The organism is Agromyces mediolanus (assembly GCF_023715325.1).
Classification (GTDB): domain Bacteria; phylum Actinomycetota; class Actinomycetes; order Actinomycetales; family Microbacteriaceae; genus Agromyces; species Agromyces mediolanus_A.
This window is the reverse complement of the sequence record NZ_JAMBNX010000004.1, coordinates 207,592-224,207: the sequence shown is the minus strand read 5'-3', so window position 1 is coordinate 224,207 and position 16,616 is coordinate 207,592. Positions and strand designations below refer to the sequence as shown.

15 protein-coding genes are annotated in these 16,616 nt (G+C 71.6%); 11 read left to right on the top strand and 4 right to left on the bottom strand.

What is annotated here, in order from left to right:
• Positions 1–62: 62 nt before the first annotated feature.
• Complete coding sequence (cofD, locus tag M3147_RS09170; protein ID WP_251203159.1) at positions 63–1,100, bottom strand: 2-phospho-L-lactate transferase; 1,038 nt, start codon at positions 1,098–1,100, stop codon at positions 63–65.
• 184 nt (positions 1,101–1,284) lie between these two features.
• Here cofD and M3147_RS09165 point away from each other — a divergent pair, with 184 nt between their 5' ends.
• From M3147_RS09165 to M3147_RS09145, 5 genes are all read left to right on the top strand, one after another.
• Positions 1,285–2,133: a nitrilase-related carbon-nitrogen hydrolase gene (locus M3147_RS09165; RefSeq protein ID WP_251203158.1), complete on the top strand. Its 849-nt coding sequence runs from the start codon at positions 1,285–1,287 to the stop codon at positions 2,131–2,133.
• A 165-nt stretch (positions 2,134–2,298) separates the two neighbouring features.
• A complete protein-coding gene (gene hydA / locus M3147_RS09160) occupies positions 2,299–3,762 on the top strand; it encodes a dihydropyrimidinase (protein ID WP_251203157.1) in 1,464 nt (487 codons plus the stop codon).
• 116 nt (positions 3,763–3,878) lie between these two features.
• Positions 3,879–4,895, top strand: coding sequence for a TIGR03842 family LLM class F420-dependent oxidoreductase (locus M3147_RS09155; RefSeq protein WP_251203156.1), 1,017 nt, complete (start codon positions 3,879–3,881; stop codon positions 4,893–4,895).
• Between the two features lie 19 nt (positions 4,896–4,914).
• Complete coding sequence (locus M3147_RS09150; protein ID WP_251203155.1) at positions 4,915–6,255, top strand: aspartate aminotransferase family protein; 1,341 nt, start codon at positions 4,915–4,917, stop codon at positions 6,253–6,255.
• Positions 6,252–7,751 carry a CoA-acylating methylmalonate-semialdehyde dehydrogenase gene (locus M3147_RS09145; protein ID WP_251203154.1) on the top strand — a complete coding sequence of 500 codons (1,500 nt, stop codon included), beginning with the start codon at positions 6,252–6,254 and terminating at the stop codon, positions 7,749–7,751. Before M3147_RS09150 ends, M3147_RS09145 begins: the two co-directional genes overlap by 4 nt.
• Positions 7,752–7,757: 6 nt before the next feature.
• Here the strand turns inward: M3147_RS09145 and M3147_RS09140 are convergent, their stop codons facing one another.
• Positions 7,758–8,720 (bottom strand): helix-turn-helix transcriptional regulator, encoded by a 963-nt coding sequence (locus M3147_RS09140; protein WP_251203153.1) that lies wholly within the window; start codon positions 8,718–8,720, stop codon positions 7,758–7,760.
• 61 nt (positions 8,721–8,781) lie between these two features.
• On the opposite strand from M3147_RS09140, the gene M3147_RS09135 reads away from it, so the two are divergent.
• Both M3147_RS09135 and M3147_RS09130 read left to right on the top strand, forming a co-directional pair.
• Positions 8,782–9,255 carry a VOC family protein gene (locus M3147_RS09135; protein WP_251203152.1) on the top strand — a complete coding sequence of 158 codons (474 nt, stop codon included), beginning with the start codon at positions 8,782–8,784 and terminating at the stop codon, positions 9,253–9,255.
• Positions 9,252–9,860 carry a YdeI/OmpD-associated family protein gene (locus M3147_RS09130; RefSeq protein WP_251203151.1) on the top strand — a complete coding sequence of 203 codons (609 nt, stop codon included), beginning with the start codon at positions 9,252–9,254 and terminating at the stop codon, positions 9,858–9,860. Before M3147_RS09135 ends, M3147_RS09130 begins: the two co-directional genes overlap by 4 nt.
• 89 nt (positions 9,861–9,949) lie before the next feature.
• Here M3147_RS09130 and M3147_RS09125 read toward each other — a convergent pair whose 3' ends face one another.
• Both M3147_RS09125 and M3147_RS09120 read right to left on the bottom strand, forming a co-directional pair.
• On the bottom strand, positions 9,950–11,527 hold the full coding sequence (locus tag M3147_RS09125) for an HNH endonuclease (protein WP_251203150.1): 1,578 nt from the start codon (positions 11,525–11,527) through the stop codon (positions 9,950–9,952).
• A gap of 205 nt (positions 11,528–11,732) precedes the next feature.
• Positions 11,733–12,692 (bottom strand): LysR family transcriptional regulator, encoded by a 960-nt coding sequence (locus M3147_RS09120; RefSeq protein ID WP_251203149.1) that lies wholly within the window; start codon positions 12,690–12,692, stop codon positions 11,733–11,735.
• Between the two features lie 121 nt (positions 12,693–12,813).
• On the opposite strand from M3147_RS09120, the gene M3147_RS09115 reads away from it, so the two are divergent.
• The 4 genes from M3147_RS09115 (at position 12,814) to M3147_RS09100 (ending at position 16,592) form a co-directional block, all read left to right on the top strand.
• Positions 12,814–12,951, top strand: coding sequence for a hypothetical protein (locus tag M3147_RS09115; RefSeq protein WP_243570243.1), 138 nt, complete (start codon positions 12,814–12,816; stop codon positions 12,949–12,951).
• A gap of 157 nt (positions 12,952–13,108) precedes the next feature.
• On the top strand, positions 13,109–13,864 hold the full coding sequence (locus M3147_RS09110) for a peptidase E (RefSeq protein ID WP_251203148.1): 756 nt from the start codon (positions 13,109–13,111) through the stop codon (positions 13,862–13,864).
• A complete protein-coding gene (locus tag M3147_RS09105; RefSeq protein WP_251203147.1) occupies positions 13,861–15,216 on the top strand; it encodes an anaerobic C4-dicarboxylate transporter family protein in 1,356 nt (451 codons plus the stop codon). Before M3147_RS09110 ends, M3147_RS09105 begins: the two co-directional genes overlap by 4 nt.
• A complete protein-coding gene (locus M3147_RS09100) occupies positions 15,216–16,592 on the top strand; it encodes a threonine/serine ThrE exporter family protein (protein ID WP_251203146.1) in 1,377 nt (458 codons plus the stop codon). The genes M3147_RS09105 and M3147_RS09100 overlap by 1 nt, the downstream gene beginning before the upstream one ends.
• Positions 16,593–16,616 lie beyond the last annotated feature (24 nt).

The following is a 16,616-nucleotide window of genomic DNA, read 5'->3' as shown; positions in this document are numbered from 1 at the left end:
CGCTCTCCGACTTGCCCGACTTTCATGAAAGTCGGGCAAGTCGAAATGGGGTGGGGCGTGGCTCAGGGGCGCAGCGCGCTCGCGAGGTCGAGGGCGGCGCCGGCGACGGCGGTCGAGGTGTCCGGGTCGCGCATCCAGAGCGGCGCGGCGTGCGCACGGACGCCGGATGCCTCGAGCGCGGGCACCGCTCCGGCATCCGCCTCGTCGACGAGCCAGCCGTCGATCAGTCCGCCGCCCGAGCGCGGGCCGTAGTGCCGGGCGACCGCCGCGGCATCCGTCTCCACGCCGATCGCGGCGAGGCAGGCGTCGGCCATGCCGCGCACGACCTTGCCGCCGATAATCGGCGAGACGCCGACGACGCGTGCCGGAGTGGCGCGCAGCGCTTCGGCGATGCCGGGGATCGCGGTGATCGTGCCGATCGACACCACCGGGTTCGAGGGCGCCAGGAGCACCACGTCGGCACCCTCGATCGCCTCGACGACGCCGGGCGCGGGCCGGGCGTCGAGAATATTCCGCTGCCGGAATGCCATTGCGGGCAGCCCGGCGCGGTGCCGAGTCCACCACTCCTGGAAATGCAGCTCGCGGCGCCCGTCGTCGGTCGGCTGGGCGACCTCCACCCAGGTGTCGACCTCGGTGTCGGTCGCGGGCAGCAGGTGCACGCCGAGCGGCCAGCGGCGCTGCAGGCGCTCGCCGATCTCGGACGGGGTGAGCCCCTCGCGGAGCCAGGCGGTCCGTGCGAGGTGCGTGCCGAGGTCGAGGTCGCCGAGCGTGAACCACGGCCAGCCGACGCCCCACTCGCGGAGCTCGGCCGCGACGCGCTCGGTCTCGCCCGCCCGGCCCCAGCCGCGCTCGGCGTCGTTCACGCCGGCGAGGGCGTAGAGCAGCGAATCGAAGTCGGGCATGAGGCGCACGCCGGCGAGCCAGACGTCGTCGCCCGTGTTCACGACCACCGACACCTGATCATGCGGTGTCGGCTGGTCGGGCGGGACGGATGCCCCGGGCAGCGGCTCGGTGCGCGCCTCCCGACGTCGCAGTTCCTCCCTGAGCCCACGCACGAAGCGCGAGCCGCCGACGCCGCCGGCGAGCACGGTGATCCTCACCGTTCCAGCGTAGGCGGAGCGGCGTGCACGTCCGCCTCGCATCCACTGCCTTCCCGCCACCGTGCGCGCCGGTTCCGCGTTGCTCATCCGAGCAATCCATTGCCCGAAACGGCGCCTCGGGAGAGGATGAGCCGAACAGGAACCATGAGCCACGAGTGCACGACGACGTGCGGCAGGAGGCAGCATGACCATCGTTCGAGCGGCGATCACGCAGACGAGCTGGACCGGAGACAAGGCGTCCATGCTCGACAAGCACGAGCAGTTCGCGCGGGATGCCGCGGGGCAGGGCGCGGAGGTGATCTGCTTCCAGGAGCTCTTCTACGGGCCCTACTTCGGCATCACGCAGGAGCAGAAGTACTACCGCTTCGCGGAGCAGGCCGACGGGCCGATCGTGCAGCGCTTCGCCGCGGTCGCGAAGGAACTCGGCACCGTCATGGTGCTGCCGATCTACGAGGAGGCCGAGACGGGGGTGTACTACAACACCTCGGTGCTCGTCGACGCCGACGGGGCGATCCTCGGCAAGTACCGCAAGCACCATCTGCCGCACCTCGATCGCTTCTGGGAGAAGTTCTACTTCCGGCCGGGTAACCTCGGGTATCCCGTCTTCGACAGCGCGGTCGGCCGCATCGGCATGTACATCTGCTACGACCGGCACTTCCCCGAGGGGTGGCGGGAGCTCGGCCTGAACGACGCGCACATGGTGTTCAACCCGAACGCGACGAAGCCCGGACTCTCGAACCGGCTGTGGGAGGTCGAGGGGCCCTGCGCCGCAGTCGCGAACGGGTACTTCGTGCTGCAGCCCAACCGCGTCGGGCGCGAGGACAACGAGTACGGCGAGCTCGCCGTCGACTTCTACGGTACGAGCCAGGTCATCGACCCGCGCGGCAACTTCGTCGGCGAGCGCGGCTCGGGCGAGCACGAGGAGATCCTCGTGCGCGACCTCGACCTCGACATGGTGCGGCAGATGCGCGACGACTGGCAGTTCTACCGCGACCGCCGGCCCGACTCGTACACCCGCATCGCGCAGCCGTGACCCGCGCCGCCCTTCGACAGCCGCCCGTTCGACGGCCATCCCTTCGACCAGCTCAGGGAACCAGCATCGTGACGCAGCAGCCCTTCGACAAGCTCAGGGAACCAGCATCGTGACGCAGCATCCCTTCGACCAGCAGCCCTTCGACCAGCTCAGGGAGCCAGGACCATGACCACGACCCTCATCACGGGCGGCACCGTCGTCGGCGCGACCGGGCGCGGCGCCGCCGACGTGCTCATCGACGGCGAGCGCATCGTCGCCGTGCTGGAGCCCGGCAGCGCCCTCCTCGGCGCCGACCTCGCCGGCTCCGTCGACCGGGTGATCGACGCGAACGGCAAGTACGTCATCCCCGGCGGCATCGACGCGCACACCCACATGCAGCTGCCCTTCGGCGGCACCGAGGCCTCGGACACCTTCGAGACCGGCACCCGGGCGGCCGCGCACGGCGGCACCACGACGATCATCGACTTCGCCGTGCAACGGTACGGGGAACGCGTCGAGGACGGGCTCGCCGCGTGGCACGAGAAGGCGGCAGGCCAGTGCGCCATCGACTACGGCTTCCACCAGATCATCGGCGGCGTGGACGAGGCATCCCTCCAGGCCATGCGGAAGCTGCCCGACGAGGGCATCACGAGCTTCAAGCTCTTCATGGCCTACCCCGGCGTGTTCTACTCCGACGACGCGCAGGTGCTGCGGGCCATGCAGGTCTCCCGCGAGACCGGCATGCTCACGATGATGCACGCCGAGAACGGGCCGGCGATCGACGTGCTCGCCGAGCAGCTCGTCGAGCAGCGCAAGACCGACCCGTATTTCCACGGCATCGCCCGTGCCTGGGAGATGGAGGAGGAGGCCACACACCGCGCCATCATGCTCGCGAAGCTCACCGGCGCCCCGCTCTACGTCGTGCACGTCTCGGCGAAGCAGGCGGTCGAGCAGCTCGCCTGGGCGCGGGACCGCGGGCAGCACGTGTTCGGTGAGACCTGTCCGCAGTACCTCTACCTCTCGCTGGAGGAGCAGCTCGGCGCCTCGAGCGAGCAGTGGGGCGCCTTCGAGGGCGCGAAGTGGGTGTGCTCGACGCCGCTGCGCAGCCGAGAGGAGCGCCACCAGGACGCGATGTGGCAGGCGCTGCGCACGAACGACCTGCAGATGGTCTCCACCGACCACTGCCCGTTCTGCATGAAGGACCAGAAGGAGCTCGGGCTCGGCGACTTCCGCAAGATCCCGAACGGGATCGGCTCGGTCGAGCACCGCATGGACCTCATGTACCAGGGCGTCGTCACCGGCGAGCTCACGCTCGAGCGCTGGGTCGAGCTCACGAGCACGACGCCGGCGCGGATGTTCGGGCTCGCCGGCCGCAAGGGCGCGATCCAGCCGGGGGCCGACGCGGACCTCGTCGTCTACGACCCGGACGGGCGCACGACGATCGGCATGCCGGTCGACGAGCAGGGCAACCCGACCGGGCGCACCCACCACATGAACATGGACCACTCCGCGTGGGAGGGCTTCGAGGTCGACGGGCACGTCGACGTCGTGCTGTCCCGGGGCAGGGTCGTCGTCGAGGGGAACGAATACCTCGGCCGCAAGGGCGACGGCCGCTACGTGAAACGGGGGCTGTCGAGTTACGTGAGTTGAGGAGTGGTTCGCTGAGCTCGTCGAAGCGCCCCTTCGACAGGCTCAGGGAACCAGGGCCCTTCGACAGGCTCAGGGGACCAAGCTCAGGGAACCAACGAAGAACGGAGGCACCACCGATGGACTTCGGCGTCGTCCTGCAGACCAACCCGCCCGCATCGCGGACCGTGCACCTCGCGAAGCTCGCCGAGCAGTTCGGCTTCTCGCACGTGTGGACGTTCGACTCGCACCTGCTCTGGGAGGAGCCGTACGTCATCCACTCCCAGATCCTCGCGGAGACCCGGCGGGTGATCGTCGGGCCGTTCGTCACGAACCCGGCGACCCGCGACTGGACGGTCACGGCGAGCGTCTTCGCGACGCTCAACGAGATGTACGGCAACCGCACGATCTGCGGCATCGGCCGGGGCGACTCGGCCGTGCGGGTCACGAACGGCAAGCCGACCACGATGGCCGAGCTGCGCGAGTCGATCCACGTCATCCGCGAGCTCGCGAACTCGCGCGCCGTGGAGTTCAACGGCGCGACGCTGCAGTTCCCCTGGTCGCTCGGCTCCCGGCTCGACGTGTGGGTCGCGGCGTACGGGCCGATGGCGCTGAAGCTCGCCGGAGAGGTGGGCGACGGGTTCATCCTGCAGCTCGCCGACCTCGACATCGCGGCGTGGATGATCCGCACGGTGCGGAACGCCGCCGAGGCCGCCGGGCGAGACCCCGACGAGATCGCGTTCTGCGTCGCGGCGCCCATGTACATCGGCGACGACCGCGAGCACATGCGCGAGCAGTGCCGCTGGTTCGGCGGCATGGTCGGCAACCACGTCGCCGACCTCGTCGCCCGCTACGGCGAGCACGGGCAGGTGCCGGAGGCGCTGACGGAGTACATCCGCGGGCGGGAGGGCTACGACTACAACAGCCACGGCCGCGCGTCCAACGACCACGTCGACTTCGTTCCCGACGAGATCGTGGAGCGCTTCTGCCTGCTCGGCTCGGCAGAGGAGCACATCGAGAAGCTGCAGCGGCTCGCCGAGCTCGGCGTCGACCAGTTCGCCGGCTACCTGCAGCACGACAACAAGGAGGAGACCCTGCGCGTCTACGGCGAGCAGGTGATCCCGGCGCTCCGCGAGCACCTCGTCGCGAAGCGCTGATCACCGAACGGAGCCCACCATGACCGATCCTGGCCCCGAGGCCGATCTCACCGACGGCACCGACGAGCTCGCGCGCGAGCTCGACCGCGCGCATGTCTTCCACTCCTGGTCGGCGCAGGCGCAGACCTCGTCGCTCGTCATCGCCTCGGGGCGTGGATGCCGCGTCTGGGACCATGCCGGCGTCGAGTACCTGGACTTCTCCAGCCAGCTCGTGAACGTCAACATCGGCCACCAGCATCCCGCCGTCGTCTCGGCGATCCGGGAGCAGGCCGAGCTGCTCACGACCGTCGCCCCCGCCACCGTGAACCTCGCCCGCGGCGAAGCCGCGAAGCGGATCGTCGACCGCGCGCCCGAGGGCTTCCGCCGGGTGTTCTTCACGAACGGCGGTGCCGACGCGAACGAGAACGCGATCCGCCTCGCCCGGCTCACGACGGGGCGCGACAAGATCCTCTCGACGTACCGCTCGTACCACGGCAACACCGGGGCGGCGATCGTCTCGACCGGCGACTGGCGGCGGGTGCCGAACGAGTTCGCCCGTGGGCACGTGCACTTCTTCGGTCCGTACCTCTACCGCTCGGAGTTCTGGGCGCGGAGTCCGGAGGAGGAGTGCGAGCGCGCCCTGCAGCACCTGCGCCGGGTGATCGAGTCCGAGGGGCCGCAGACGATCGCGGCGGTGCTGCTCGAGACGGTGCCCGGCACCGCCGGGGTGCTCGTGCCACCGCCCGGCTACCTCGCCGGCGTGCGGGAGCTCTGCGACCGGCACGGGATCCTGCTGATCCTCGACGAGGTGATGGCGGGCTTCGGCCGCACCGGCCGGTGGTTCGCCTTCGACGGCTACGAGGTGCGGCCCGACCTCATCACCTTCGCGAAGGGCGTGAACTCGGGCTACGTGCCGGCCGGCGGGGTGATCATCGACGAACCGATCGCGGCGGGCTTCGACGAGCGGGTGTTCCCGGGCGGACTGACCTACTCGGGGCATCCGCTCGCGATGGCCTCCATCGTCGCGACGCTCGACGCGATGGCCTCGGAGGGCATCGTCGAGCACGCGCGCGCGATCGGTGAGACGGCCATCGGGCCGGGGCTCGCCGAGCTCGCCGAACGGCACGGGGCGATCGGCGAGGTGCGCGGCGAGGGCGTGTTCTGGGCGATGGAGCTCGTCGCCGATCGCGAGACGCGCGAGCCGCTGCCCGCCGTGGCGATGGGTGAGCTCAAGGCGGCGCTGCTCGCGCGCGGGCTGCTGCCGTTCATCCAGGACAACCGCATCCACGTCGTGCCGCCGTGCGTCGTGACCGCCGACGAGGTGGCCGAGGCGATGGCGATCTACGACGAGGTGCTGAGCGCGATGGGAGGCGCATCATGAGTGAGCTCGAGTTCGTCGAGCACTGGATCGGCGGGGCCGCGACGAGCGGGGTGGGGGAACGCACGGGGCCGGTCTACGATCCGGCCCGCGGCGTCGTCGCGCGCCGGGTGCGGTTCGCCGAGGCATCCGATGTGGACACCGCCGTGGATGCCGCGGCGCGCGCCTTCCCCGCCTGGCGCGAGGTGTCGATCGCGAAGCGGCAGCAGATCATGTTCCGCTTCCGGGAGCTGCTGGCGGCGCGCAGCGACGAGCTCGCCGCGATCCTCACGAGCGAGCACGGCAAGGTGCTCGGCGACGCCGCCGGCGAGATCGCCCGCGGCCTCGAGGTCGTCGAGCTGGCGTGCGCGATGCCCGCGTACACGAAGGGCGAGTACTCCGAGAACGCGTCGACCGGCATCGACGTCTACACCGTGCGGCAGCCGCTCGGCGTGGTCGGCATCATCAGCCCGTTCAACTTCCCCGCGATGGTGCCGCTGTGGTTCTTCCCCATCGCGATCGCGAGCGGCAACACGGTGGTGCTGAAGCCGAGCGAGAAGGATCCGAGCGCCGCGGTCTGGCTCGCGCGGCTGCTGCAGGAGGCCGGGCTCCCAGACGGGGTGCTGAACGTCGTGCACGGCGACAAGGTCGCGGTCGACACGCTGCTCGAGCATCCCGAGGTGCGGTCGATCTCCTTCGTCGGCTCGACGCCGATCGCCCGGTACATCTTCGAGACCGCCTCGCGGAACGGCAAGCGGGTGCAAGCGCTCGGCGGGGCGAAGAACCACATGCTGGTGCTGCCCGACGCCGACCTCGAGCTCGCCGCCGACGCCGCCGTGAACGCCGGCTTCGGGTCGGCGGGCGAGCGCTGCATGGCGATCTCCGCGCTCGTCGCGGTCGACTCGATCGCCGACGAGCTCGTCGCGAAGATCGCCGAGCGGATGGCGCGGCTGCGCACCGGCGACGGCACCCGCGGCTGCGACATGGGTCCGCTGATCACGCGGGAGCACCGGGACAAGGTGGCCGGGTATCTCGACGTGGCCGTGGCGGACGGGGCATCCCTCGTCGTCGACGGGCGCGACCCTGAGGTCGACGGCGACGCGGACGGCTTCTGGCTGGGGCCCACGCTCGTCGACCGGGTGCCGACCGGGTCGGCCGTGTACCGCGACGAGATCTTCGGGCCGGTGCTGTCGGTCGTGCGGGTCGCCGGGTACGAGGAGGGGCTCGCGCTCATCAACGGTTCGCCGTACGGGAACGGCACCGCGATCTTCACGAACGACGGCGGCGCTGCGCGGCGCTTCCAGCGGGAGGTGACGGTCGGGATGGTCGGCATCAACGTGCCGATCCCGGTGCCGGTCGCGTACCACTCCTTCGGTGGTTGGAAGGACTCGTTCTTCGGCGACACGAAGGCGTACGGGCCGCAGGGATTCGCGTTCTTCCAGCAGGAGAAGGCGATCACCTCGCGGTGGCTCGACCCGAGTCACGGCGGCGTCGACCTGGGCTTCCCGCGGCACGACTGATCGGGCTCAGGCGGGGCCGGCGCTCGCCGCGGCGAAGGTGCGGGCGAGCCCGGCGATCACCTCGCGGAGCTCGGGCGGGTCGACGACCGTGAAGGGCAGGCCGAGCCGGCCGAGGTAGACCGCGAGGTCATGCAGGGTGTTCGAGCCGGTCTCGACGAGGCAGTGCTGCGCATCGATCGGCGTGACGAGTCCCGCCGGTGGTTCGAGGTGCTGCAGCAGCTCGGCCTGCGGGACGTCGAAGCGGATGCGGGCGCGCACCGGCCAGCTCGCGGAGCCGATGCCGCGCAGCACGTGCGCCGCCGCGCCGCCCTCCGGCGGCTCGCGGGGGACGAAGCGCCGCGCCGTGGGCTGGCCCGGTTCGACGCGGTCGGCGCGGAAGCTGCGCCAGTCCTCGCGATCGAGATCCCAGGCGAGCAGGTACCAGCGGCGGCCGGTGAAGACGAGCCCGTGCGGTTCGACGAGGCGCTCGGACGCGGTGCCGTCGGCGGCCTCGTAGGTGAAGCGCAGGCGTTCGTGGTCGCGGGCCGCTGCGGCGATGCGTTCGAGCACGGTCGCGTCCACGGTCGGCCCGCCGCCGGCGGCGGAGACGGTGGCGTCGCGGAGGGCGTCGACGCGGTGGCGGAGACGCGGCGGCAGGGTCTGCTCGAGCTTCGTGAGGGCTCGTAGCGAGGCCTCCTCGATGCCGGTGACGGATCCTGCGGCGGCAGCGCGGAGCCCGACGGCGACGGCGACGGCCTCTTCGTCGTCGAGGAGGAGCGGGGGCAGCGCACTGCCGGCCGCGAGGCGGTAGCCGCCGGCGACGCCGGGTGAGGAGTCGACGCGATACCCGAGGATGCGGAGCCGCTCGATGTCGTTCCGGACCGTACGGGTGGTGACGTCGAGGCGGTCGGCCAGCTCGGCGCCGGACCACTCCCGGCGACTCTGCAGCAGGGCGAGCAGGCGGAGCATCCGGACCGAGTGTTCGAGCATTTCTGCAGTCTGCCAGCTATTGCGGAACCGTACCTTCCGCAATGCCGCCTAGCGTGCTGCTATGAGCATCAACGAGCAGTCCGCAACCGTCCGACCGGCCACCACCGCGCCCCTGCGCGGGCTCAGCACCGTCAACGTGTACGCCGACGACGTGGCCGCCGCGCAGCGCTGGTACACGGAGTTCCTCGGCGTCGAGCCGTACTTCTTCAACCCGCCGCAGCCGGCGCCTCCGGTGTACGTCGAGTTCCGGCTGGGCGACTTCCAGCACGAGCTCGGCATCGTCGACCGCCGCTTCGCGCCTGGGCCCGCGCCCGATGCGGGCGCTCCCGCCGCCCAGCCGATCACGTACTGGCACGTGGACGACGTCGAGGCGGTGCTCGCCCGGCTGCTCGAGCTCGGCGCCTCGCCGCATCAGCCGATCGTCGAGCGCGGACCAGGGTTCGTGACGGCCTCGGTCGTCGATCCCTTCGGGAATGTGCTGGGCATCATGTTCAACCGCCACTTCCTCGACATGGTCGGCGGGGGTGCCGCATGACCGCCGGGACGCCGGCCGCCCGGCCCGCGGCGCAGCCTGCGGCGCAGCCCGCGGCGCAGCCCGCGCTGCTGCACTTCGCGGACGCCGCCGAGTGGGAGGCCTGGCTCGAGCGCAACGGCGATGCCGGCGAAGCCTGGTTGCGTATCGCGAAGAAGGGTCGGGCGGGGCTGTCGATCTCCGATGCACTCGACGTGGCGCTCTGCTTCGGCTGGATCGACAGCATCCGCCGCGGCAACGACGAGGCCTCGTTCGCGCAGCGCTACTCGCCGCGCCGGGCCGGCAGTCCGTGGTCGGCGATCAACGTCGAGCGCGCCGAGGGGCTGGAGGCTGCGGGGCGCATGCGCCAGGGCGGGCTCGCGCAGCTCGCGGCGGCGAGGGCGGACGGGCGGTGGGATGCCGCGTACGTCCGTCAGCGCGACGCGACGGTGCCCGAGGATCTCGTGGCTGCGCTCGCCGGGGCGCCGCTGGCCGCTCGCCGCTTCGAGGCGCTCGGCAAGACGCAGCGGTACGCGCTCGTGCTGCCGCTGCTGAAGGCGTCCACCGCCGAGGGGCGTGCGGCCAGGGTCGCGAAGCTGGTCGCCGAGCTCGGCGTCGTGCCGGACTGAGCCGGCGGCAGCGGCAGCGGCAGCGGCAGGGGCGCGGGGTGTGAGCACGATGCGGCCGCGGGCACGTGTGGCCGGCGAGCCGGCGGGAATCACGCCGCGGGCAGCCGCATCGCGCTCGGTGCCGGTGAGGCATCCGTCGTCTCGGGCGGTGTAGCGACCCGATGGTCGGCGCGCAGCTCGAAGCGGGCCCGCCCGCCGAGCCGGGGGCGCTGCTCGGGATCGAGGTGCGGCGGGGGCACGAACCAGACTTCTCGCCGATCGGCTCGGATGCGCCAGCCCTCACGATGCACCTGATGGTGGCAGTGGCTGCAGAGCAGCACGCCGTTCTCGAGATCGCTTCGCCCCCGCTGCCGGTGCCACCAGTCGATGTGGTGCGCCTCGACGTAGGCGATGTTGCGACCGCAGGAGGCGCAGCCGCCGTCGCGCTCGCCGAGGGCGAGCCGCTGCGCTCGTGAGAAGAGCCGGCGGGATCGGCCGAGATCGAGCGGCAGCGCCTCCCCGCCGAGGACGGCGGGAACGAACTCGGCGTCGACCGCGAGGCGTCGGGCCGCCGCGGCTGAGATCGGCCGATCGAATCCGTCGACCGTGGCTTCGCCGACGCCGCTCAGCAGGGCGTCGAGCTCCAGGCGAACGACGACCGTGGCCGTGGCCCGCGTGGGGGCGGCCTCGCAGCCCGTCACGTGGCGGGCGAGCTCCGCGAGCGCGTCGGCCTGCAGCTGCGGGATCGTGCGACGGTCGTCGAGCACCGGCCCCATCGGCCGGCTCAGCTCGGCCGCGCATGCGTCGGTGGGGTCGGTCGCGGCGCCGGTGCCGTCGGTGGTGCCGGTACCGCCGTTGCCGTCGGCGCCGATGGTACCGCCGGTTCCGGCTGCACCTGTGCCGGAGGTGTTCGCGCGCCGCCGGTGCAGCGTCTCGGTGACGATCGCCTCGAGCGCGGCCTTGACCGGCGCGGCGGTGACCGGATCGAGCCGCGCCGTGATGCGCACCATGCCCGAAGCCTCCTCGACGATGGTGAGCGTCCGCTGCTGGTGCATGGCCTCGTCGCGGGGTTCGACGCCGTCGGGATCGAGCCTCGCCTCGGCGTGCCGCACCGCTCGCAGCACGAGTCCGTGCGGGGCGGCGCTCGCGAACCGGACGAGCTCGGCCTCGTACGCCTCGGCCCGCCGCAGGCTCGTGCGCGGAGCGATGCGCTCGAGCATGGTGCAGATCGCGTCGGCGGCGTCGAGCGAGAGGGCGCCCCGCTCGAGTGCGTCGGCCACCGCGGGATGCTGCGCCGGTCGATGCTGCCCGGTGAGGGTCAGGCGGGGACGCGTCGAGGTGCCGACGCGGAGCAGCTTCGCCGCCCCGGCGACGGCGTCGCCCGTCGAGGCGGCGACGAGGGCGGCCGCGTTGCGGTGACCGTGTCGCTTGGCGAGCCCCTCGGCGCCGAAGCCCGCATCGGAGCGCGCCGCGACCTCAGCGGCGAGGCCCGCGAGCGCCACCTCGCTCGCCCGTCGCAGTCGCGCCGCGGCGTGCAGCGCGCGCACGAGGCCCGCATCGCTCATCACCGCGGGGCGGACGGGCCCGTCACCCGGTTCAGCGCCCGCGCCGAATGCCGGGCCGGCGTCGCCCCACGCAGCACGAAGCGAAGTCAGGTCGGCTTCGAGTGCGTCGAGCGGATGCGTCATGCTCCCAGCCTGCCATCGCGGCGGCGGAAACGGCGCTGGAAGTGGCGCTTCATCAGGCAAAACATGGCCGTAAGTGGCGCTATTGCGTGGGGCGCTCGCAGGCACCGCGCCGACCAGCCCCACGCCGCCCCGGCTGCGCGCCGGCGCCAGCCGGGTATCCGCCGGCGCCAGCCGGGGCACGCGCCAGCGCCAGCCCGGCTACGTGTCAGCTCGCCGCAGCCCCAGCCCCAGCCCCAGCCCCAGCCCCAGCCCCAGCCCCAGTGCCGGCCCCGAGCTCCGCCGCCTTCGCGACGAGCACGTCGAGCACGGTGCGCACCGCCAGCCGCTCGGCCACGTCGGGCCGCACGAGCGCAACGATCTGCCGGGCCGAGGGCACCCCGCGCAGCGGCTTCAGCACGAGATCCGGCGGCAGGGCGCCCGAGGTGTAGCGCGGCACGAACGCGACGCCGAAGCCGGCCTGGATGAACGCCTCCACGATGCGCATGTCACTGAACCGCTGCGCGATCTCGACGCGGCGGCCGCCCTGCTGCTCGATGGCGTGCAGGATGCGCTCGAAAGGGAAACCCGGTGGCACGCCGAGCCAGGTCTCCTCGACGAGATCGCTCGCCGTGAGGTGCGAGCGCCCGGCGAGCCGGTGCGTCGCGGGCAGTCCGATGTCGAGCGGCTCGGTGAGCAGGGGCACGACGCGGAGCCCCCGGCCGCCCCAGGGCAGCACGCCGGGCATGGTGTGGGCGAGCACGATGTCGTAGTCGGCGGTGAGCTCGGCGAACTCGGCGAGCTCCGGGTCGAAGTCGGTGGCCCGCACCACGAGGCCCGGGACCTGCCGGAGCTCACTCAGCACGGCCGGCAGCATGGTCGCCCCGATGGTGGGAAAGGTCAGCAGGGTGACCTCGCCGCTCGCGTCGTTGCGGAACTCGTCCCAGACGGCGTCGGCGCGGGCGAGGGCGATCGCGACATCCGCCGCGCTCCGCGCGAGGGCGTGCCCGGCGCTGGTGAGGACGATCCCCCGACCGCTGCGCTCGGTGAGCGGCGCGCCGGCCTCCCGTTCGAGCACCTTGAGCTGCTGGGAGACCGCCGACGGCGTGCGCCCGGTCGCCTCCGCGACGGCGGTGACGCTGCCGCGCTCGGCGAGTTCCCTGAGCAGGTCGAGGCGGCGCACATCCATGTAGCGATGCTACATCCTCAGTGAAGGAGTATCAGATTGTGCTGAATGGTTTTCCGCGGTTCAATTGAGTCGTCGAACACGTGCAACGGCGCCTCCGTCGCTCGACGATCCACTGGACTTCGTGAAAGGAACCACCGTGTTCGCCATCCTGCTCATCCTCGGCGGCGTCTCGCTCGCCGGCCTCGTCGGCTCCGTCGTCGTCGCCTCGCGCGACGGCTACCGTCGCCTGCCGAAGGAGACCTTCGCGCGCACTGTGTAGCGCGAAGCGGGGCATCGCCCCGGAGTCGAGGGCCGCTGCGCGGGGGAGGGACACCCCGCGGGGCGGCTCTCCTCGTTTCGCCCCGCAAGTGCTCGACTCGGAGCCTCCTCCAGCGCTAGCGTGTGCCGCAACGGGTACACCGAGGTCTGGGGGGACGATGGCGCACGTGGTGGCGACCGGCGCGGGCAAGGCGATGATGGAGCGTCGCACTGATCCGACGCACGACTACATCCTGAAGCTCACCGGCAAGGAGCGCCCCCGGGTGCTCTTCGTCGGCACGGCGACCGGTGACGAGCAGGCGTACACGCTGAGCTTCTACAAGACCTACGACTCCGACCGGTGCGCGCCGCACCACCTCACCCTCTTCCACCGCGACCTCGACGACCTCGCCGGGTTCGTGACCGGCTTCGACGTGATCCACGTCGGCGGCGGCAACACCGCGAACATGCTCGACGTCTGGCGCCGCCAGGGCCTCGACGAGATCATGCGGGAGATGTGGGACGACCCCGCTTCGAACGTCGTGTTCACCGGCGGTTCCGCCGGCGGCATCTGCTGGTTCGAGGGCGGCACGACCGACAGCTACGGTCCGACGCTGCAGGTGCTGCCGGAGGGCCTCGGCTTCCTGCACGGCAGCTTCTGCCCGCACTACGACGCTGAAGACCAGCGGCAGCCGCTCTTCCACGACGCCCTGCTGAAGGGCGAGCTCGCGACCGGCTACGCGGTCGGCAACCTGCAGTCGCTGCACTTCGAGCGCTCGGGCGGCGGGGCCCCCGAGTTCGTCACCGCGATCAGCCCCGCCGACCCGCCGCTCGCGCTCCGCGTCGAGGCCGTCGACGGAAAGATCGTCGAGACGCCGCTGCCGGTGCAGGTGCTCGAGGGCACCGGGCCGATCGTGAAGGGGCCGAGCGCATGAACGACAACGTCTGGATCCTGCTCGCCGAGCTCCTGGTCGTCATCCTGGCGATCTACATGGGCACGCGCACGAGCGGCATCGGCCTCGGCGTGTGGGGCCTCGTCGGCGTGGCCGTGCTCATCTTCGTGTTCGGCGAGGCGCCGGGCAACGCCCCGGTCGACGCGGTCTTCATCGTCATCACGGTGATCACGGCGGCCTCGGTGATGCAGGCCGCGGGCGGCATCGACTGGATGGTCTCGGTGGCGGCGAAGGCGATCAGGAAACGACCGCGCTCGGTGGTCTTCCTCGCTCCCGCCATGTCCTTCCTCTTCACCGTGGGCGCCGGCACGGGCAACATCTTCTACCCGCTGCTCCCCGTCATCTACGACGTGTCGTACCAGCAGAAGATCCGCCCGGAGCGTGCGCTCTCGGTCTCCGCCGTCGCCTCGCAGGTCGGCATCCTCTGCTCCCCGGTCTCGGCGGCGACCGCCTCGATGGTGGTGCTGCTCGCCCCGCAGGGCTTCGACCTCGGCAAACTGCTGCTCATCATGTGGCCCGCCTCGATCGTCGGCCTCTTCCTCGCCGCCCTGGTCATGCTGAAGCACGGCAAGGAGCTCGAGGACGACCCCGAGTTCCAGAAGCGCCTCGCGGCCCACCAGGTCGACGCCCCGCAGGAGGACGCCCACGACCAGAAGCTGCCGAAGACGGCGGTGCTCTCGGCATCCCTCTTCCTCGCCGGCGTCGCCGTCATCGTCTTCTGCGGGCTCTTCTCCGAGCTGCTGCCGGTGATCGGCACGAACGACGCGGGCGACCCGATCCGCCTCTCGGTGACCACCGTCATCGAGGTCACGATGGGCGTCATCGCCGCCCTCATCTTCGTGTTCTGCAAGGTGAAGGCGGCCGACGTGCCGAAGCAGTCGACCTTCCCCGCCGGCATCGTGGGCGCCATCGCCCTGTTCGGCATCGCCTGGCTCGCGAACACCTTCGTCGCCGCGAACACGCAGCTCATCGTCGACGGGCTCGGCTCGATGGTCTCGGGCTCCTCGGCGTTCGTCGGCGCGCTGCTGTTCGCACTGGCACTCTTCGTCGTGGCGATGCTGACGACCAGTCAGTCGAGCGCGACGAACGCGATCGTGCCGATCGGCCTCACCATCGGTCTGCCGGCGCACCTGATCGCCGGGCTCTGGCCGAGCGCGATGGGCATGTACACGCTGCCGGCCAACGGCAGCCAGGTCGCGACGGTCGCCTTCGACCGCACGGGCACCACGAAAATGGGCAGGTTCGTCTTCGACCACTCCTTCCAGCTGCCGAACCTCGTCTACGTGTTCAGCGCGATCATCGTGGGCGTGGCGATCTCCTTCCTCCTCGGCTGATGGCCGGGGACCGGGCGGCGGGTCGCGCGACGACGGGTGGCGCCTCGGCACCCGATCGGGCGGCCGAGCGGATGAACGATCCGCTCCTCGGCCGGTTCCTGCTCGGCCTCGCCGAGGGCATGAACGCGGCCGCCGAATCCGTCGACCAGATCCGGTCCGACATGACCCGGGTGGCTCGCGCCTACGGCCGCGACGACATCGACTTCGTGGTCCTGCCGACCGTCATCCTCGTCGAGACGGGCTCCGGCGAGGCCGGGCGGGTCGCCATCCGCTCGGTCAATGCGAGCTTCCGCTTCGACCAGATCGCCGCGCTCTACCGCCTCCTCGGCGAGGCGAAGGAGGCCGCCGTCGACCCGGCGGACGGCATCGACCGGCTGAACGAGATCGGCCGGATGCGGCCGAAGCGCGGATGGTTCGTCCGCACCTTCGGCCATGCCGTGCTCACCGCCGGGCTCGCGCTGCTCCTCACCCCGACCTGGGAGGGCGCGCTCGTCGCGTTCGTGCTGGGTGCGCTCATCGGTGTCGCGAAGCTCGTGCCCTCGCCGACGCTGCAGCTCGTGTTCCCGGTGTTCGCGGCCTTCGTCTGCGGGATCGCCGTGTTCCTGCTGGCGCCGCATTTCCCGCTCGGCGACCCGCTGCGCCTGCTCATCGCCCCGCTCGCGACCTTCCTTCCCGGCGGGGTGCTCACGACCGCGGTGATGGAGCTCGCGGCCGGGCAGATGATCGCCGGGGCCTCCCGCCTCGTGATGGGGATGGTCCAGCTCGGCCTCCTCGCCTTCGGCATCCTGGCCGCCGGCACCGTCGTCGGCGTCGCCGACTCGAGCTACGCGCCGCTCGATTCCGCGGCGTCGCTGCCGTGGTGGGTGAGCTGGCTCGCGCTGCTGCTCTTCGCGGTCGGCAACTACCTGCACTTCTCCGCGCCCGGATCGACCTTCGCCTGGGTGCTGCTCGCCCTCGTCGTCGCGTATCTCGGCCAGCTGGCGGGCACCGCGCTGCTCGGGGCGACGGTCTCGGGCTTCATCGGGGCGCTCGCGATGACGCCCGTGGTGCTGTGGATCGCGACGCTGCCGAAGGGCGTGCCGGCGCAGCTGACCTTCCTCCCGGCGTACTGGCTGCTCGTCCCCGGGGCGGCGGGCCTCGTCGCCCTCACCGAGGCCGTGGGCGCGAGCGAGGGCTTCGACGATTTCGCCCTCGCCCTCGTCTCGATCATGTCGATCGCCCTCGGCGTCCTGATCGGCACCGCCCTGTACCGGGCGGTGCATCACGGCGCGGAGGAGCTCGCGGCCTTCCACATCGAGAAGCCGATCGCCGCGGTCACCGGCGGGGCGACCAGTATCTGGGGCCGCTTGCGGTCCCGGCTCCTCCGCCGCGGTTGAGAGTCATCGCACGGGGCGGGCCGT